General features: G+C 69.7%; 17 protein-coding genes. 4 read left to right on the top strand and 13 right to left on the bottom strand.

Annotation, left to right across the window (positions count from 1 at the left end; all coding sequences use genetic code 11):
* Positions 1-10: 10 nt before the first annotated feature.
* Entirely contained in the window at positions 11-892 is an 882-nt protein-coding gene (locus tag H531_RS0104150) for a DUF72 domain-containing protein (RefSeq protein WP_022798102.1), read from the bottom strand.
* 71 nt (positions 893-963) lie between these two features.
* Here H531_RS0104150 and H531_RS0104155 point away from each other — a divergent pair, with 71 nt between their 5' ends.
* The gene (locus H531_RS0104155) at positions 964-1,908 is read left to right on the top strand and encodes a YbgA family protein (RefSeq protein ID WP_022798103.1); all 945 of its coding nucleotides are present in this window, start codon (positions 964-966) and stop codon (positions 1,906-1,908) included.
* 147 nt (positions 1,909-2,055) lie between these two features.
* On the opposite strand, the gene fni is transcribed toward H531_RS0104155, so the two are convergent.
* The 8 genes from fni to H531_RS0104195 form a co-directional block, all read right to left on the bottom strand.
* Positions 2,056-3,054, bottom strand: a complete 999-nt coding sequence (gene fni / locus H531_RS0104160) for a type 2 isopentenyl-diphosphate Delta-isomerase (protein ID WP_022798104.1) — start codon at positions 3,052-3,054, stop codon at positions 2,056-2,058.
* Positions 3,051-4,619 carry a phytoene desaturase family protein gene (crtI, locus tag H531_RS0104165; RefSeq protein ID WP_022798105.1) on the bottom strand — a complete coding sequence of 523 codons (1,569 nt, stop codon included), beginning with the start codon at positions 4,617-4,619 and terminating at the stop codon, positions 3,051-3,053. Before crtI ends, fni begins: the two co-directional genes overlap by 4 nt.
* 113 nt (positions 4,620-4,732) lie before the next feature.
* Entirely contained in the window at positions 4,733-5,755 is a 1,023-nt protein-coding gene (locus H531_RS0104170) for a glycosyltransferase family 2 protein (protein ID WP_022798106.1), read from the bottom strand.
* Positions 5,752-6,429 carry a lysophospholipid acyltransferase family protein gene (locus H531_RS0104175; protein WP_022798107.1) on the bottom strand — a complete coding sequence of 226 codons (678 nt, stop codon included), beginning with the start codon at positions 6,427-6,429 and terminating at the stop codon, positions 5,752-5,754. Before H531_RS0104175 ends, H531_RS0104170 begins: the two co-directional genes overlap by 4 nt.
* Positions 6,430-6,433: 4 nt before the next feature.
* A complete protein-coding gene (locus tag H531_RS0104180) occupies positions 6,434-7,135 on the bottom strand; it encodes a lycopene cyclase domain-containing protein (RefSeq protein ID WP_022798108.1) in 702 nt (233 codons plus the stop codon).
* Positions 7,132-8,301, bottom strand: a complete 1,170-nt coding sequence (locus H531_RS0104185) for a cytochrome P450 (protein WP_022798109.1) — start codon at positions 8,299-8,301, stop codon at positions 7,132-7,134. Before H531_RS0104185 ends, H531_RS0104180 begins: the two co-directional genes overlap by 4 nt.
* A gap of 9 nt (positions 8,302-8,310) precedes the next feature.
* Positions 8,311-9,597, bottom strand: coding sequence for a deoxyribodipyrimidine photo-lyase (gene phr / locus H531_RS0104190; RefSeq protein ID WP_028490637.1), 1,287 nt, complete (start codon positions 9,595-9,597; stop codon positions 8,311-8,313).
* The gene (locus H531_RS0104195) at positions 9,594-10,421 is read right to left on the bottom strand and encodes a phytoene/squalene synthase family protein (RefSeq protein WP_022798110.1); all 828 of its coding nucleotides are present in this window, start codon (positions 10,419-10,421) and stop codon (positions 9,594-9,596) included. Before H531_RS0104195 ends, phr begins: the two co-directional genes overlap by 4 nt.
* Before the next feature lie 110 nt (positions 10,422-10,531).
* Here H531_RS0104195 and carH point away from each other — a divergent pair, with 110 nt between their 5' ends.
* Genes carH through H531_RS0104210 form a run of 3 tightly spaced genes read left to right on the top strand, consistent with a single transcriptional unit; the run spans position 10,532 to position 12,835 of the window.
* Positions 10,532-11,389: an HTH-type transcriptional repressor CarH gene (gene carH, locus H531_RS0104200; protein ID WP_022798111.1), complete on the top strand. Its 858-nt coding sequence runs from the start codon at positions 10,532-10,534 to the stop codon at positions 11,387-11,389.
* The gene (ldrP, locus tag H531_RS0104205) at positions 11,386-11,973 is read left to right on the top strand and encodes a transcriptional regulator LdrP (protein ID WP_022798112.1); all 588 of its coding nucleotides are present in this window, start codon (positions 11,386-11,388) and stop codon (positions 11,971-11,973) included. The genes carH and ldrP overlap by 4 nt, the downstream gene beginning before the upstream one ends.
* A gap of 1 nt (position 11,974) precedes the next feature.
* Entirely contained in the window at positions 11,975-12,835 is an 861-nt protein-coding gene (locus tag H531_RS0104210; protein ID WP_022798113.1) for an NAD-dependent epimerase/dehydratase family protein, read from the top strand.
* Between the two features lie 67 nt (positions 12,836-12,902).
* Here H531_RS0104210 and H531_RS0104215 read toward each other — a convergent pair whose 3' ends face one another.
* From H531_RS0104215 to H531_RS0104230, 4 genes are read right to left on the bottom strand one after another with little or no spacing between them, the layout of a single operon-like run.
* Positions 12,903-13,397 carry a crossover junction endodeoxyribonuclease RuvC gene (locus H531_RS0104215; protein WP_022798114.1) on the bottom strand — a complete coding sequence of 165 codons (495 nt, stop codon included), beginning with the start codon at positions 13,395-13,397 and terminating at the stop codon, positions 12,903-12,905.
* A 6-nt stretch (positions 13,398-13,403) separates the two neighbouring features.
* Positions 13,404-14,459: a cell division protein FtsZ gene (ftsZ, locus tag H531_RS0104220; RefSeq protein ID WP_022798115.1), complete on the bottom strand. Its 1,056-nt coding sequence runs from the start codon at positions 14,457-14,459 to the stop codon at positions 13,404-13,406.
* A gap of 17 nt (positions 14,460-14,476) precedes the next feature.
* A complete protein-coding gene (gene ftsA / locus H531_RS0104225) occupies positions 14,477-15,721 on the bottom strand; it encodes a cell division protein FtsA (RefSeq protein ID WP_022798116.1) in 1,245 nt (414 codons plus the stop codon).
* Positions 15,718-16,305: a cell division protein FtsQ/DivIB gene (locus H531_RS0104230; protein WP_028490638.1), complete on the bottom strand. Its 588-nt coding sequence runs from the start codon at positions 16,303-16,305 to the stop codon at positions 15,718-15,720. The genes ftsA and H531_RS0104230 overlap by 4 nt, the downstream gene beginning before the upstream one ends.
* Positions 16,306-16,336 lie beyond the last annotated feature (31 nt).

Here is a 16,336-nt window from a genome sequence, read left to right on the forward strand (position 1 = left end):
TAAAGGGGGGTCAGGCAAGCCCCAGAAGGGCCTTGAGCCCCAAGGCGGCCTCTACCCCTTGGGTGCCGTAGTTGTTGTTGAAGAGGACGAAAACCCTTTCCGCACCCTCCGCCAGGGTCCTTGTGGCCTGGGCAAGGTCTCGGAGTTCCTCCTCGCTATAGCGCCAGTTGAAGCGCTCGTAGGGCTTCCCGTGGGGTCCCTTCCAGGTGTCGGCGTTCCGGCCGTGGCAGCGGAGGACGGCCACGGGGTGGGTGGCCTCGAGGACCCTCGGGGGGGCCTCGGGGTGGGGGGGTGCGTCCACGCTCACGTGGATGAGACCAAGGCGGGAGAGCTCCTTCCTCACGAACCCCCAGGCGGTGTACCACTTGGGGTTGCGGAACTCCACGGCCACCCAGTACCCTCGGGTCCTCTCCGCCAGGCGCTCTAGGTACTGGAAGCTCCTAGGTTTGGGTTCGGTCCAGGGAGGGAGGCCGAAGTGGAGGTATCCCAGCTTACCCGCTTCCCTCAAGGGGCTTAAGGCGGCGAAGAAGCGCCTCCAGGCCTCCTCCACCACCTCCTCCGGCACCTCCCGCTGGGGAAGGTGGCCCTCCTCTTGGGGGAGGAGGACCTTTAGGTCCTTGGGGAGGGCCTTCGCCTCGAGGCCGTGGCCGGTGAAGGCGGAGAAGGCCTTGACGTGAAAGAGGAAGCCCTCGGGGGTCCTCTCCGCCCACTTCCGCACCACCTCGAGGCGGGGCAGGGCGTAGAAGGTGCTGTCCACCTCCACGGTGTCAAAGAAACGGGCGTAGTGGCGGAGGCGCTTTTCTGGGTCATTTCTCGCCTCGGGGGGGTACCAGCCGGAGGCGAGGAGGGTGGGGTCAGTCCAGCTTGCCGTGCCCACGCGGACTTCCGCCACCCCTCCATTTTACGGCTTCCCTGGGGCCCCTCTTGGGCCGCCTCCCTTCCCCCACCCTGTACCATGGGGTCATGGGCTCCTCCTGGCCCAAGCCTCGCCTCGTGGTGAGCGCCTGCTTGGGGTTCGCCGCCGTGCGCTATTCCGGGGAGCTCATCCCCGACAAGGTGGTGGCGGCCCTTAGGGAGCACGTGGACTTCCTCCCCGTCTGCCCCGAGGTGGAGATCGGCCTCGGGGTGCCGAGGCCGGTGGTGCGCCTGGTGCGGGGGGAAGGGGGCGTTAGGATGGTCCAGCCCAGGACCGGAGAGGACCTCACGGAGAGGATGCAGGCCTTCGGCCGGGGGTTCCTCGAGGGCCTGGGCCAGGTGGAAGGCTTCCTCCTCAAAAACCGCTCCCCCAGCTGCGCCCTCAAGGACGCCAAGGTTTACGCCCACCCCGAAGGGGGCGGGGTGGTGGGGAAGGGCGCGGGCCTCTTCGCCAGGCTCGTGGAGGAGCGCTTTCCCCTCCTCCCCAAGGAGGACGAGGGGCGGCTCACGAACGCCAGGATCCGGGCCCAGTTCCTCACCCGGGTCTTCGGCCTGGCCAGGCTGCGGGAGGTGCGGGACCTTCCTAGCCTCCAGGCCTTCCACGCCCGCTACAAGCTCCTCCTTATGGCCTACAGCCAGAAGGAGGCGAGGGTCCTGGGACGCTTCCTCGCCGAGGCCCAGGGGAGGCCCTTCCCCGAGGTCCATCGGGCCTACGAGGAGGGGTTTTTGCGGGCCACGGAGAGGCCCTACCGCCTCGGCGCCATGGCCGACGCCCTCCTCCACGCCTTCGGGCATTTCAAAAAGGCCCTTTCCCCTAGGGAGAAGGCCCACTTCCTGGACCTTCTTTTGGACTTCCGGGAGGAGCGCCTTCCCCTCGAGGCCCCCCTCGCCCTCCTCGCCTCCTGGGCCCGGCGCTTCGCCGAGCCCTACGTGGAGGCCCAGGCCCTCCTGGAGCCCTATCCCCGGGCCCTGATGCACGTTCCCGGGGCCTAGAGGAACCGGGCGAGAATCCGGCCCAGGGCCTCTATTCGCCCGCGCCCGCCCCTCGGCGCGGGACCCAAAGAGGAAGGCGGCCTGGACCTGGGGGAAGGGAGCGAGGACCTCGCGGAGCCGGGCCTCTTGGGCTTCCACGCCTTCTAGTTACACCCGCTCCACCCGCCCCCGCGCCTCCTTTGGGTTTCCCGCCCCGATGGCGAAGAGGGCGGTCCTAAGCTCCTCCAGGTAGTCCCGGATCCAGGCCGCCACCCTCTCCGCTCCCTCCAGGGCAGGCCGCAAAAGGGGCCGGGCCACGGCCACAAGGTCTGCCCCCAGGGCCAGGGCCTTGGCGGCTTCCGTCCCCGTGTACACCCCCCCAGAGGCCACGAGGGGAAGTTCGGGCAGGACCTCCCGGACCTCCAGGATGGCCCTTGCGGTAGGGATTCCGATCTCGCAGAGCTCCGGGTGGCGTACCTCCCCGAAGCGTACCCACTCCTCCACCCGGGCCCAGCTCGTCCCCCCGGCCCCGGCCACGTCCACCGCCGCCAGGGGTAGGTCCCGTAGGGCGAGGGCCGCCTCCCGGGAGAGGCCGTGCCCCACCTCCTTCACCAAGACGGGGAAGGGAAGGGGTAGGAGGGCCTCTAGCCTCGCAAGAAGGCCCCGGAAGTCCGTGTCCCCCCCCTGCACCGCCTCCTGCAAGGGGTTGATGTGCAAGGCGAGGGCGTCCGCTTCCAAAAGCTCCACCAGGCGCAGGAGGTCCTCCCGGCCGTAGCGCCTGAGCTGGGCGAGGCCTAGGTTGGCGATGAGGAGAACTTTGGGGGCCACCTGGCGCACCCGGAAGCTCCTCAGGGCCTCGGGGCGCTCCAGGACGATTCGGCCCGAGCCCAGCATCATTCCCACCCCCAGGGCCTCGGCGGCCTCGGCCAGGGCCAGGTTGATCCTTTCCCCGTTTTCCTCCCCCCCGGTCATGGCCCCGATGAGGAAGGGGGCCTTCAGGGTCTTCCCCAGGAAGGGGGTGGTGAGGTCTATCTCGGAAAGGGCAAGGCCCGCCAGGGCCTGGTAGCGGAGGCGGAAGGCTTCCAGCCCCGTGGTGGTCCTCTGGTAGGCCACCTCGCCCTCGAGGCAGGCCTCCAGATGCTTCCGCTTCCGCTCGGCGGTGTTCACGTAAGGCCCTCCTGCAGGCTTCTCGGCATCCGCTCCAGCCCCAGGTCGTGGGCGATGAGCCTCGCCGTCATCTTGGCGGACATCATCACGCTGGGCAGGCCCGCCCCGGGCTGGTAGCTCTGGCCCACCAGGTAGAGGCCCTGGACGTCCTCCGAGCGGTTCTTGGGGCGGAAGGAGGCCGTCTGCCAGAGCACGGGCTCGGGGCCGAAGGCGTTGCCCAGGTGGCTATTCAGGGTCCACTGGAAGTAGTCCGGGGTGATGTAGTGGGCGTAGACCAGGCGGTCCATCAGCCCGGGGAGAAAGCCCCTCTCGTCCAGGTAGCGGAGGGCCTTTTCTAGGTAGCCGGGGCCGAGCCTCCCCCAGTCCAGGCCGCTCCCGTTGTGGGGCACGGGGACCAGGGTGTAGGCGGCGTGGTGGCCCGGGGGGGCCAGGGAGGGGTCGGTGAGGGTGGGGAGGTGGAGGTAGTGGGCGAAGTCCTCGGGGAGGACCTTGCGCCCAAAGATGTCCTGGAGGAGCCCCTCGTAGCGGTGGGAGAGGAGGACGTTGTGGTGCTTAAGCTTCTCCCCCTCGTCCCCACGGGCCTTGAAGCCGAAGTAGGCCACGAAGAGGCTCATGGAAAGCCGCGTGCGCCTGAGGCGCCAGTCGGCGTGCCAGAAGCGGTCCTCGGGAGCGAGGAGCTCGCCGTAGGTGTGGACGTAGTCGGCGTTGGAGACCACGAGGTCGGCCTCGAGCTTCTCCCCGTCTTCCAGGACCACGCCCACCGCGCGGCGCCCCTTGGTGAGGATGCGGCGCACGGGGGCGTTAAAGCGGACCTTTCCCCCGAGCTCCTGAAGCTTCCTGACCAGCCCCTGCACCAAGGCCCCCGTCCCCCCCATGGCGAAGTGCACCCCCCAGCGGCGCTCCACAAAGTGGATCATGGCGTAGAGGGCGGGCACGGCGAGAGGGTTTCCCCCGATGAGGAGGGACTCAAAGGAGAAGATCTGCCGGGTCTTGGGGTTTTGAAAGTAGCGGGAGACGAGGCTAAAAAGGGGCCGCACCGCGTCCAGCTTGAGGAGGTCTGGGGCCACCTTGAGGAGGTCAAGGAGGCTGCCGAAGTGGGTGAAGCCGAGCTCCAGAAAGCCCTTCTGGAAAAGGGCCCGGGCGTGGGCCTCAAAGCGGCGGTAGCCCTCGAGGTCCTCCGGAGCGAGGCGGGCGATTTCCCTTTGCAGGTGCTCGGGGTCGTCCCTGTAGTCAAAGTGGGTGCCGTCTGGGAAGTGGAGGCGGTAGAAGGGGTCCAAGGGGACGAGCTTCACGTAGCGCTCGGTGTGGGCAAGCCCTTCCTCCTGGGGGAAGTCGGGGTAGAGCCTGGGGTCGCCGGGCTTCGTGGCAAAGAGGTCTTCCAGGAAGGGGGGGACGGTGATCACCGTGGGGCCCATGTCAAAGGTGAACCCTTGGGCTTGGTGGACGGAGGCCCGCCCTCCCGGACCCCCGAGCTTCTCCAGGACCAGGACCTCAAGGCCCATGGCGGCGAGCCGGATGGCCGCGGAGAGCCCCCCCACCCCGCTTCCGATGACTACAGCGCGCATGGGGAGGAGTCTATCAGGTCGCCTCCCCCCCTCAGTTGGGCTTGGCCCACAGAGGGCTATCCGAGGGGCACGGGGAGGTGGCGGAAGCCCGCCATCCGGCCAGGGTCAGGCGCCTACACCTCCCGCCCCTTCCAGCGCTTCCCCGGGAGGAGGGCCCGCAGGTACACGGGAAGGAGGAGAAGGGGGGCGAGGGGGACGAGGAGGCCGGGCCAGAGGGCCCCCCCCAAGGCCCGCTGCACCAGAAGCCGCTCCAGGAGCCCCATAAGCCCCAGGTCCCACCGACCGAAGAGCCAGGGCAGGGTGTAGAGGGCGAGGTGGTAAATGGCCGAGCCCAGGAGCAGGGCAGGGTTTTTAAGGTGGATGTCCAGGAAGTTTTTCCCAAAGCCCTCCACCGCCTCCCCGTAGCCCCGGTACATGCGCACCCGGAAAAGCCCCCCGCCCAGGAAAAGCCCGTAGGCCCTCGCCCGCCTCGCCAGGGCCACGTCCTCCAAGACCTCCCCCCGCACGGCCCCGTGCCCCCCGGAGGCGAAGTAGGCCTCCCTCCAGAAGGCCAGGACCTGGCCGTTCGCCACCCGTAAGCGCTCCAGAAGGGGGTGGGGCAGGAAGGAAAAGAGCCCGTTCATCACGAAGGCCACAAGGGCCCCGTCCCCAAGGCCTACCTCCTGCTTGGGCAGGGCCGAGACCATCTCCCTGCCCTCCAGGGCTTCCAAAAGCCCCCCCAGGGCCCCCTCCTCCCAGAGGACATCGGCGTCGGTGAAGACCAGGACCTCGCCCCGGGCCTCCTGGGCGAGCTTTGAGCAGGCCCAGTTCTTCCCCTTCCACCCCGGGGGCGGGGGAGTGCCTCGGAGGAGCCGGAAGGCGGGGTGGGTGCCCGCTACCTCCAGGGCCGCTTGGGCGGTGCCGTCCTCCGAGAGGTCGTCCAGGACCAGGACCTCGAGGGCCCCCTGCCGGAGGAGGCTGGGAAGGGTCCTCCTTAGGTTTTCCGCCTCGTTCCGGGCCGGGACCAGGAGGGAGGCCGTGGGCCTTTGGGGCGTGGGGCGGGGCCTTAAGCGGGGGAAGGCGAGGAGGTTAAAGAGGAGGGCGAGCCACCTTAGGAGGAGGAAGAGGAAGACGCCGAAGAAGAAGTCCCCCGTCATGGCCGAAAGAGCCGTACCAAGGGCAGGATCCTTTCCTCCAGGCTCCGCCTTCCCCGAAGCACCTCAAGGAAGCCCTCGGGTATCTCCCTGGGGTGGGTTTGGGCGAGGAGGGCGTCAAGCGCTGCTAGAAGCCCCCCCAAGGCCCCGGCGAGGTCCTCCCCCGGGGGGAGGGGCTTTCCGATCCAGAGGAAGGCCTCGGGGTGCTCGTAACCCCGGAGGACCACCCTTAAGGCCACGGGAAGGAGGGGAACCCCCGCCCGCTTGGCCAGCCACGCTGCCCCCTGCCTCAAGGGGCGGAGGGGCCCGGGGTAGGCCATCGCCCCCTCGGGGAAGAGGGCCACCCACTCCCCCCGCCTAAGCCTCCTTAGGGCCTCCCGGACCCTTCCCGCCTCGAGGGCCCCCGCGAGCTTTAAGACGGGGAAGCTCCTCAGGTTTTCCTCCGCCACCAGGAGGCTCGTGGGCCTCCGGTAGAACCTCCCCAAAAGCCACACCAGGTGCCCGTCAAAGAAGCTGTGGTGGTTTAGGGCGAGCACCAGGGGACCCTCCGGGGCCTCCCCCCGGAGGTAGACCCCCCGGAGGCTCCCTTTTAGGCTTCGGAGGAGGAAGAACCCCACCGCCAGGCGGAGGAGCCTGCCGGCGGGCCTCGCCTCCAGGCGCTCCCAACGCTCGGCCACGGGCCTATCTTAGGCGCCTCAGGGCCTCGGGGTGCCAGGCGAGGAGGAGGCCCTGGACCACGGCCAGGTTGGTGAAGAGGAAGAAGACCATCTCCTCCAGGGGAAGCCCGAAGGCCTTTAGACCCAGGGTGTACCGGGGAGCGATCCACCAGATGCCCTCCCGGAGGATGGCCCAGCCGTCCGCCACCCACAGGTACAAGGTGGGGAGGCCCACCCCCAGGAGGAGGGGCCTCCTCCAGGCCCAGAGCAGGTCCCCCCCGTAGGCCCACTGGAGGACGAAGACGGGGGCGAAGTAGGCGAGGATGAGGCCCAGGTAGAGGAACCTCTCCCCGAGGGCCAGGAGGATCACGCCCGAGGCGGCCAAGAGAAGCCACACCCCTCCCCCCGCCACCCGGGCCAGACCCGGTCCTCCCGGGGGAGGGGTTTGCGCCAGCCGGAAGAGGAGGGCCCCGGTGAGGAGGGGCTGGAGGAGGAAGAAGAGGTACTCCTCCAGGGGCACGTAGCCCAGGCGGAGGAGCACCTTTCCTTCCGGGTACCCCCAGACCCCCCTCCACACCAGGTAGTTGTCCCAGGGGGTGGTGTAGAGGAGGGCGATGAGGGGCATGAGGAGGTAGGCCCAGACCCTCGGGGGCCTCGGCCTCGCCCACAGGAGGAGAAGGAGGAGGGGAGGCAGGAGGAAGAAGAGGTGGAACTCTAGATAGGTCATGCCCTCACCCACAGCCGTGGCTTGGCGGGGACGCCCCCTTCCGGCCGCAGGGTGACCTGGGCCAGGACCCGGGGGAAGGGGAGGGGGTCAAGCCGGAAGCGCCGGAAGAAGGCCTGAAGGACGAGGGGACCCTCGAGGAGGGCCAGGTCCCGCCCCAGGCAGAGCCTCTGGCCCAGGCCAAAGGGGAAGTAGCGCCCCGAGGGGGTGCCCTTTTCCCCCAGGAAGCGCTCCGGCCGAAAGGCCTCCCCTTCGGGGAAGGAAAGCCTGTGGGTCACGTAGGGGGAGAGGACCAGGGTGGTGCCCCGGGGAGGGAGGTCCTCCCCCAGGGAGAAGGGCGCTTCCACCTTGCGGGTAAGGATCCAGGCCGGGGGGTAGAGCCTCAGGGCCTCCTGGAAGGCGGCGAGGGCCGCCTCCTCCTGCTCGGCCACCCTCTCCTGGAAGTCGGGGCGGTGGGAGAGGAGGAGGAGGGCCCAGGTGAGGGCGCTGGCCAGGGTCTCGTGCCCGGCCACGAGGAGGGTCACGGCTTCGGAGAGCGCCCGCCCTCGGGGCAGGCGGCTCAGGGGAGGGTAGGGGAGGAGGGCCTCCGCCTCCCGGTAGAGAAGGGCCTTGTTCCTTTGGAAGCGGACCTCCTCGCGGAGGTCCAAGGCCGCGAGGGGGCTTCGCGTCCGGGCCATGATCCGGTCCAGGGCCAGGAGGGCGAGCCGGGCCAGGTCCGGGGAAAGGGGCTCGCCGAAGAGAACGCGGCCCAAAAGCCTCAGGGAAAGGGCGAGCATCTCGTGTTCCAGGTCCCTCTCCTCTCCTCCCCACCCGGTGAAGAAGGCCTGGGCCTCCTCCTTTATGGCCTCCCGGTAGGTCCAAACCGCCTTGGGCAGGAAGGGGTCCTTGAGGGCCCTCCGGGCCTCCTTCCAGCTAGGCCCCCAGTCGGTGAGGAGCCCCCTTCCCGTGAGCCGGGCGAGGGCCCGGTACTGGAAGGTGGCCTTGGTGGGCCCTTCGGCGAGGAGTACCCTTTCTACCCCCTCCGGGTCAAAGACGAGGGCCAGGGGAAGGCCGGGGAGGGGGAGGAAGACCCTGGGATGGGCCCGGCCCCACTCCAGGAGGACGGCGAGGGGGTCCTCCTGGAGGCGCTTCAGGTGGGGCAGGGCTCCCTTCAAGGAGAGGCGTTCCATGGGCCTATCCTAAGGGGAAGGTGGGGTCGCCGGAGGGTCTTTCTCCCGAAGAAGCCCCTCGGCCAGGGAGAGGTAGCGCCGTCTTGCCGCCTCCAGGCCCACCACGGGGTCTTTGGGGGCGTAGGAGGGGTACTCCGGGGCCCAGCGCCTTAGCCAGCGCCTTTCGGGGTCGTGCCTTTCCCCTTGGAGCACGGGGTTGAAGAGGCGGAAGTAGGGGGCGGCGTCCACCCCCAGGCCCCCCGCCCACTGCCACCCCTGGAGGTTCACCGCCCGGTCCCCGTCCAGGAGGAGGTGGCGGAAGGCCTCCTCGCACCTTTTCCAAGGAAGAAGGAGGTACTTCACCGCAAACTGCGCCGCCACCATCCTCGCCCGGTTGGAGAGGAGGCCCGTGGCGTGGAGCTCCCGCATGGCGGCGTCCACCAAGGGAACGCCCGTCTTCCCCCGGTACCAGGCCTGGAAGAGGGCCTCGTCCTCCTGCCAGGGAAGGGCCTCGAGGCGCCCGTCCATGGGCTTTTCTGCCATATGGGGGAAGTGGTAGAGGAGGTGGTAGGAGAAGTCCCGCCAGAGGAGCTCCGAAACCCACTTCCTCGCCCCCTCTCCCCCCTGGCCCAGGGCCCGGAGGGCGGCCTCCCGGGGGGAGAGGACCCCTAGGGCGAAGTAGGGGGAGAGCCTCGAGCCCCCCTCCCCGTCCAGCCGGTCCCTCTCCTCGGCGTAGCGGGCGAGCTTGGCCTCCAGGAAAGCCCGAAGCCTTCCCCTCGCCGCCTCCTCCCCGGGCTCGGGGAGGGGGACGTCGCTCAGGACCCTGGGCACCTCCCCTTCCTCCTCCTCCCGAGGTAGGGCCTCGGGGGCGGGGAGGGGGGCTTCCACCCCCTGGAAGCGCCGGGCGAAGGGGGTGTAGACCCGGTAGGCCCGGGGGAGGTCGGGGGGGATGAGGTGGGGGGCGGGGAGGAGGTGAAGGGGAACGGGAAGGGCCTCCTTCACCCTAAGGTCCCGGTAGCGGCCGTAGGGGGTGTAACTCCTTAGGGCGTAGACGGCCTTGGCCCGAAGCCGCCTCGCCGCCTCCGGCACCTTTTCCCAGGGAAGGCCCTCCAGGACCCAAAGGGCCCCGCCCCGGGCCCGGTAGGCCTCCCGGAGGGCCCGGACGTTCTCCAGAAACCAGGCCTGCCGCCTGGGGGAGGTCCTCAGGTTGTTGGGGTCCAGGACCACCAGGCCCACCGCCGGGCCCGCCTTCAGGGTCTCGAGGAGGGCCGGGTGGTCCGCAAGGCGGAGGTCGGCGCGGTGCCAGACCAGGTTCACCACCGCACCGCCCATAGGGCCTTGGGGAGGAGCCAAAGCCGCTCCCAGGGCTTGAGGTGGGCCCGCTGGCGCAGGTTGTCGTAGCCCTGGAGGCGGAGCTTGTCCAGGATGCCCTGGTACTGCAAGGCGGCGAGGGCGATGGCCGCCCGGCCCACCCGAAGGTGCCGAAGGCCGGATAGCCCCTCGCGGTAGAGGCTTCGGGCCCTCCCCTCGAGGTGGGCCATAAGGGCCCGGTACCCCGGGGTGACCCGCCCCTCCAGGAGGTCCTCCAGGCGGACCCCATGGGCCTGGAGGAGGGTCCTTGGGAGGTAGAGCCGGTTCCGTCCCAGGTCCTCCCCCACGTCCCTGAGGATGTTGGTGAGCTGCATGGCCTGGCCCAGGCGAACGGCCTTCTCCTCGGCCTCCTCTTTTCCTCCGGCGATGGGGGCGATCATGCGGCCCACGGTGCCCCCCACCCGGTAGCAGTAGGTGAGGAGCTCCTCCTCGGAGTCCAGCCGCACCGGGCCCAGGTCGGTGCGGAACCCCTCCCGCATATCCCTAAAGGCCTCCAAGGGGATGGGCCAGCGCTCCAGGGCCCAGGCCAGGCCCTGCTCCCACGCTTCCCTTGGCCTTCCCCCATAGGCCCGCTCCACCCCGGCCCACCAGCGGGCGAGGGCCCCCTCCCCCCCTCCTTCCCCGTCCACGGCCTCGTCCCCCAGGCGGCAGGCGGCGTAGACGGCCCAGGCTCCCTTCCTCTCCTCCTTGGGGAAAAGGAGGCTTCCCCAGTAAAAGGTGGTGGAGTGGAGGCGGATTAGGCGGGATAGGGCTTTCCAATCGGGTTCCATATGAGGATCATCTTCAGTATAGCCCGGGGCGGGGATGTTTGCCCCGCCCACACTCGGCTAAAACTCTACAAAGACTTGACAAATGATGGACAACGCGCTAGGCTAGGCCCATGACCCGCGCCGGGGTGTACACCATCGCCGAGGTGGAGGCCATGACCGGGCTCTCCGCCGAGGTCCTGAGGCAGTGGGAGCGCCGCTACGGCTTTCCCCGGCCCGAGCGCACCCCCGGGGGCCACCGCCTCTACCGCCAGGAGGAGGTGGAGGCCTTGAGGACCATCCGCCGCTGGCTGGAGGAAGGGGCTACGCCCCAGGCGGCCATCCGGCGCTACCTCGCCCAGGAGGTGCACCCCGAGGCCCTCGAGGCGCCTCTTTACGGGGCCCTCCTCTCCGCCGACCTTTTGGGGGCGGAGGCCGTCTTCCGCCGCGCCGTGAGGCTTTTGGGCCCCGAGGGGGCCCTGAACCGGCTCCTCGTGCCGGTTCTTAGGCGGGTTGGGGAGGCTTGGCACAAGGGGGAGGTGGGGGTGGCGGAGGAGCACCTCGCCACCACCTTCCTCCGGGCCCGGCTGCACGAACTTTTGGACCTGGTGGGCTTTCCCCCAGGGGCCCCCATCCTGGTGACCACCCCGCCCGGGGAGCGGCACGAGATCGGGGCCATGCTGGTCGCCTTTAGCCTCAGGCGGCGGGGCCTGCCCGCCCTCTACCTCGGCCCCGACACGCCCCTACCCGACCTGAAGCGCCTGGGGGAGCGCCTTCAGGCCAGGGCCGTGGTCCTCTCCGCCCTGCTCTCCGAGCCCTTAAAGGCCTTGCCCCAAGGGGCCCTCTCCCGCCTCGCCCCCAGGGTCTACCTGGGCGGGCAAGGGGCAAGCCCCGAGGAGGCTAAAAGGCTTGGCGCACGGTTTGTGGAGGGCCTCGAGGCCCTCGCTGAGGAGCTCCAAAGCCCCGAAGGGGGGGAAAGGAAGGGAACATGAAGAGGTTCGGCCGCAAGGAGACCATCTACCTGAGGGGAGAGAACGCCCACACCCTCTACCGCCTGGAGGAGGGGCTGGTGCGCATCGTGGAGCTTCTTCCAGACGGGCGCCTCCTCACCCTCCGCCACGTCCTGCCCGGCGACTACTTCGGGGAGGAGGCCCTGGAGGGCAAGGGCTACCGCTATACCGCCGAGGCCATGACCGAGGCCGTGGTCCAGGGCTTGGACCCCAGGGCCATGGACCACGAGGCCCTCCGCCAGGTGGCGAGAAACCTTGCCCGGCAGATGCGCCGCGTCCACGCTTACGAGGCCCACCTGCAAATGGGGGAGCTCAGGGCCAGGATCGCCCGCTACCTCCTTTTCCTGGCCGACACTCCGGCCTCCTTCCGGGACGAAAGGGGGCTTTACGTCACGGCCTCCCACGAGGAGATCGCCGACGCCACGGCTTCCACCCGGGAGTCCGTCTCCAAGATCCTCTCTGACCTCCGCCATGAGGGGCTCATCGCCACCGCCTACCGCCGGGTCTACCTCTTGGACCTGAGGGCCTTGGAGAAGGAGGCGGAAGGCGCCCTCGAGGCCGCCTAGGATGCGGGTCTTCGTGGTAGGGGGCACGGGCTTCGTGGGGCGGGCCCTGGTGGCCCTCCTTTTGGAGCGGGGCCACACCCCCGTGGTCCTGGCGAGAAGGCCTAGGGACCTTCCCCCGGGGGCGGTCTTCCTCCGGGGGGACATCACCCGGGAGGTGCCGGACCTAAGGGGGATGGAGGCCGCCATTTACCTGGCGGGCATCATCCGGGAGGGGGAGGAGACCTTCCGGGCCGTGCACGTGGAGGGGGTGAGGAACCTGCTTGCGGGCATGCGCCGGGCCGGGGTGGGGCGGCTTCTCCACATGTCCGCCCTGGGGGCGAGGCGGGGCACCCGGAGCCGCTACTACGAGACCAAGGCGGAAGGGGAGGAGCTCGTGCGGGGAAGCGGCCTCTCCTACGCCATCTTCCGCCCGAGCCTCATCTTCGGACCCGGGGACGAGTTCTTCGGGAAGGTCCTCAAGGGCCTCGTCTGCAACCCCCTCCCCTTCGTGCCCCTCCTGGGGGACGGGGGCTTCCCCTTCCGGCCCGTGTACGTGGGGGATGTGGCCGAGGCCTTCGTGAGGGCGCTGGAGGGGGGCCTCGAGGGCAGCTTTGACCTCGTGGGGCCCAAGGAGTACGCCTTCCGGGAGCTCCTCGCCCTGGTGATGAGGGTGGTGGGGAGGCCGAAGCCCTTCCTCCCCATCCCCCTTTTCCTCCTGGACCTCTTGGTCCCCCTGCTGAGCCTCCTCCCCTTCGCCCCCCTGACCCAGGACCAGTACGTGATGCTCAAGGAGGGGAACACCGCCCCCTTTCCCCCTCCCGCCGACCTCCTCCCCCGCCTCACCCCCTTGGAAGAGGTCCTGCCCGGTTACCTCCGCTGCTGAGCTCATTGGGGTTCTTGCCTAGCCCAAGCCTCGCGGGGGGCCCCATGCGGGCTTGGGCCCGCATGGATCAAAGGGGCTTCGCCACGCCCAGGCGGGCGTAGAAGGCGTGGGTGAGGGCGATGGCCAGGGCGTCCGCCAGGTGGCTGGGCCCGGGGGTCTCCCGGAGCCCCAGGATGCCCCGGACCATGAGGGCCACCTCCTCCTTGCCCGCGTGTCCGTGGCCCGCCAGGGCCTGCTTCACCTGCATGGGCCCGTAGGCGTAGGCGGGCACCCCCGCCTCAAAGGCCGCCACCAGGACCGCCCCCAGGGCCCAGCCCACCTTGTAGGCGAGCTCGTTTTGGCGGTAAAAAAACTGCTCCTCCACCGCCAGGGCCTCAGGGCGGAAGGCGAGGAGGGCCTCCTTGACCCGGGCGTGGATGCGGCCCACCCGTTCCTGGGCCCTCTCCCGGGCGGAGGTCCTCACCACCTCCCCGTGGAGGAGGCGGGCCTTCTGGGGGCCCCTGACCTCCACCACCCCCAGGCCCAGGTGGGTGATGCCGGGGTCCACGCCCAGGACGACCACCGGGCCTTAGTTGCCCCGCTTGGGGAGGAAATCCCCGTCCCCGTAGCGGATGAAGGCGGGGATATCGTAGTTGTAGGCGTCGGTGTGGGCGGGGAAGTCCAGGGGGCGGATGGGCCTGGGTACCACGGTGCTCTCCCCGAAGCCGGCGGCGATGAGGATGACCCGGAGCTCGTCCTGGGCCCTTTCGTCGTAGGTGACCCCGTAGAGGATGTCCACCTCCTCGTGGCCCGTGGCCTCCCGCACCCGCTCCACCACCTCCGCCGCCTCCATGAGGGAGAGGTCCTCCGACCCCACCACGTTGAGGAGGAGCCTCTTGGCCCCCTCAATGGAGCGCTCCAGGAGGGGGCTCTGGGTGGCGGTCTTGGCCGCTTCCTCCACGCGGTTCTCCCCGCGCCCGGCGCCGATGCCCATGAGGACCTGGCCGGCCCCCTCCAGAAGGGCCTTGACGTCGGCGAAGTCCACGTTGATGAGGCCGGGGAGGTTGATCACGTCGGTGATCCCCTTGACCCCGTGGTAGAGGACCCGGTCGGCGATGAGGAAGGCGTCTTTGAGGCTCATCTTCTTGTCCACGGCGGAGAGGAGGCGGTCGTTTTGGACCACCACCATGGCGTCCACCCGCTCCTTGAGCTTCCTTATCCCCTCCTCGGCCACCTTCAGCCGCTTGGGGCCTTCAAAGCTGAAGGGCCGGGTCACCACGGCCACGGTGAGGGCCCCCAGGCGCTTGGCGATGTCCGCCACCACCGGGGCGCTTCCCGTGCCCGTGCCGCCCCCCATGCCCGCGGTGAGGAAGACCAGGTCCGCCCCCTCCAGGGCCTCGGCGATGAGGTCTTCGGCCTCGAGGGCCGCCTTCTCCCCGATCTCCGGGTTCGCCCCCGCCCCCAGGCCCCGGGTGAGCTTCTCCCCAAGCTGAATGCGGTGGTCGGCGAGGCTCTTGGCCAGGACCTGGGCGTCGGTGTTGGCGGCCACGAACTCCACCCCCGAAAGCCCGGCCTCAATCATCCGGTTTACCGCGTTGTTCCCCGCTCCCCCCAGCCCGATCACCTTGATGACGGCTCCTTCCATCTTCCCCCTCCTCGGAATCAGAATAGATTGTTGATAATCTCCTTGAGGCGGGCCCAGAAGCCCACACCCTGCGGGCTTTCCTCCCGCCTCTCCTTCCTCTCCCGCCTCGGCCGGGCCTCGAGGGGCCGGGGGGGTAGGCTGGCCCCGTAGCGCACCAGGCCCACGGCCGTGGCGTGGGCCGGGGTGGCCACCACGTCGGTGAGGCCCGAGACCCCGTGGGGTTTCCCGATCCTCACCGGAAGGCCGTACTGGTGCCGGGCGAGGAGGTCAAAGCCCCGGAGGAGGGCCGTCCCCCCGGTGAGGACCACACGGTTCACCTTGATCTCCAGAGGGCCCAGGGCCTCGTCCACGGACTGGCGGGCCAGGTGGAGGATCTCCCTGAGGCGGGGACGGATGATGCGGGATAATTCCGGAGCGGGCACCTCTCCCAGCGAGCCCCCCTCCTGGTTGATCTCCAGGACGAGCTCGGGGTCCGCGAGCTCCGGGAGGGCGGCCCCGTACTTCTTCTTCACCCGCTCCGCCTCCTCAAAGGGGATCTTCAGGAGCTGGGCGATGTCCTGGGTGACGTGGTCGCCGCCGAGGGGCAACACGGCGGAGTGGGCCAGGCGGCCTTCCCGGAAGACGGCCACATCCGTGGTACCCCCGCCCACGTCCAGGACCAGGACCGTCATGTGCTCCTCCTCCGGGGTGAGGGCTCCGAGGCCGCAGGCCAGGGTCTGGGCCACCAAGGCCTCCACCTCGAGGCCCGCATCCTCCACCGCCCGGCGAAGGTTGGCCAAGGGCCCCCTGCCCGCGGCCACCAGGTGCACGTCCACCTCGAGGCGGACCCCCGCCATGCCCACGGGGTCGCGGATGCCCTCCTGCCCGTCCACCTTGAACTCCAGGGGCAGGGCGTGGAGGAGCTCCTGCTCCCCATCCAGGGGGTAGGCCTTGGCCTGCTCTATGGCCCGTTCCACGTCGGCCTCGGCGATGCTGTGGCCCCGGCGGATGGCGGCCAGGCCGTGGCTGGTCACGCTCTTTAAGTGGGCCCCGCCCACCCCCACCACCACCCGCGCCACCTGGACCCCAGCCACCCTTTCCGCCTGGTGGACGCTCTGGCGGATGGCCTCCGCGGTGCGCTCCAGGTTGACCACCACCCCCCGCTTGAGCCCCTGGGAAGGGACGGTGCCCTCCCCGATGATGTCCAGGATGCCGTCAGGGGCCAGCTCCCCAATGACGGTGGTCACCTTGCTGGTGCCTACGTCCAATCCGGCGATGATCATGGGCTTACGCTCACCCCCCAGGAATACAGGTAAATCCGACTCCCTAATGGCCGGTCCACTTGGGCATACTCTAGCAGAAACCGGGCCTCCGGGGCGAAGAGGAGACTTCCTTGGACCTCCACCCAAAACCCCGCCGGGGTGTAGCGGAGGGCCGTGGCCTTGGGGTAGGCCCGGGCCAGGGCCAGGAGCTCGGCCTTGGGCAGGGGGCCCTTCCCCTCCACCCGGGGGCCCGGGGCCCAGGGGGCGCCGCCGGGGAGGAGGGTGCCGTCCTCCGCCAGGGCGGAGCCGTCCCCTAGGGGCAGGAAGGGCTGCCGCTCCCGCACCCAAAGGCGCACCTCCCCAAGACGGGGCTTTTCCAGGCGGACCTCCGCCACCCAGGGGTCCTGCAGGAGGGGCAGCGCGCGGGAGGGGGCCACCCAAAGCCAGGCCTCCCCTGGGTGGAGGCGGATGCGGGCCAGCACCTCGGCCTCCTTCAGGTGCTTAAGCCCCACCACCTCCACCTTCTCCACGGGGAAGAGGACCAGGCTGGCCACGTAGAGGGTGGCGAGGACGAGGGAGGCCAGGATGGCCCTCATGGCGCCCATTCTATTCCCCCTTTCCTAACAGGCCCCAAAC

The organism is Thermus islandicus DSM 21543 (assembly GCF_000421625.1).
GTDB classification, from domain to species: domain Bacteria; phylum Deinococcota; class Deinococci; order Deinococcales; family Thermaceae; genus Thermus; species Thermus islandicus.

What these genes read in the sequence shown, in the direction of transcription:
- carH (WP_022798111.1), top strand. Translation starts at nt 10,532, where the DNA reads ATGACCCGCGCCGGGGTGTACACCATCGCCGAGGTGGAGGCCATGACC.
- H531_RS0104195 (WP_022798110.1), bottom strand. Translation starts at nt 10,421, where the DNA reads ATGGAACCCGATTGGAAAGCCCTATCCCGCCTAATCCGCCTCCACTCC.
- H531_RS0104230 (WP_028490638.1), bottom strand. Translation starts at nt 16,305, where the DNA reads ATGGGCGCCATGAGGGCCATCCTGGCCTCCCTCGTCCTCGCCACCCTC.
- H531_RS0104185 (WP_022798109.1), bottom strand. Translation starts at nt 8,301, where the DNA reads ATGGAACGCCTCTCCTTGAAGGGAGCCCTGCCCCACCTGAAGCGCCTC.
- crtI (WP_022798105.1), bottom strand. Translation starts at nt 4,619, where the DNA reads ATGCGCGCTGTAGTCATCGGAAGCGGGGTGGGGGGGCTCTCCGCGGCC.
- H531_RS0104170 (WP_022798106.1), bottom strand. Translation starts at nt 5,755, where the DNA reads ATGACGGGGGACTTCTTCTTCGGCGTCTTCCTCTTCCTCCTCCTAAGG.
- ftsZ (WP_022798115.1), bottom strand. Translation starts at nt 14,459, where the DNA reads ATGGAAGGAGCCGTCATCAAGGTGATCGGGCTGGGGGGAGCGGGGAAC.
- ldrP (WP_022798112.1), top strand. Translation starts at nt 11,386, where the DNA reads ATGAAGAGGTTCGGCCGCAAGGAGACCATCTACCTGAGGGGAGAGAAC.
- H531_RS0104155 (WP_022798103.1), top strand. Translation starts at nt 964, where the DNA reads ATGGGCTCCTCCTGGCCCAAGCCTCGCCTCGTGGTGAGCGCCTGCTTG.
- H531_RS0104210 (WP_022798113.1), top strand. Translation starts at nt 11,975, where the DNA reads ATGCGGGTCTTCGTGGTAGGGGGCACGGGCTTCGTGGGGCGGGCCCTG.
- ftsA (WP_022798116.1), bottom strand. Translation starts at nt 15,721, where the DNA reads ATGATCATCGCCGGATTGGACGTAGGCACCAGCAAGGTGACCACCGTC.
- H531_RS0104180 (WP_022798108.1), bottom strand. Translation starts at nt 7,135, where the DNA reads ATGACCTATCTAGAGTTCCACCTCTTCTTCCTCCTGCCTCCCCTCCTC.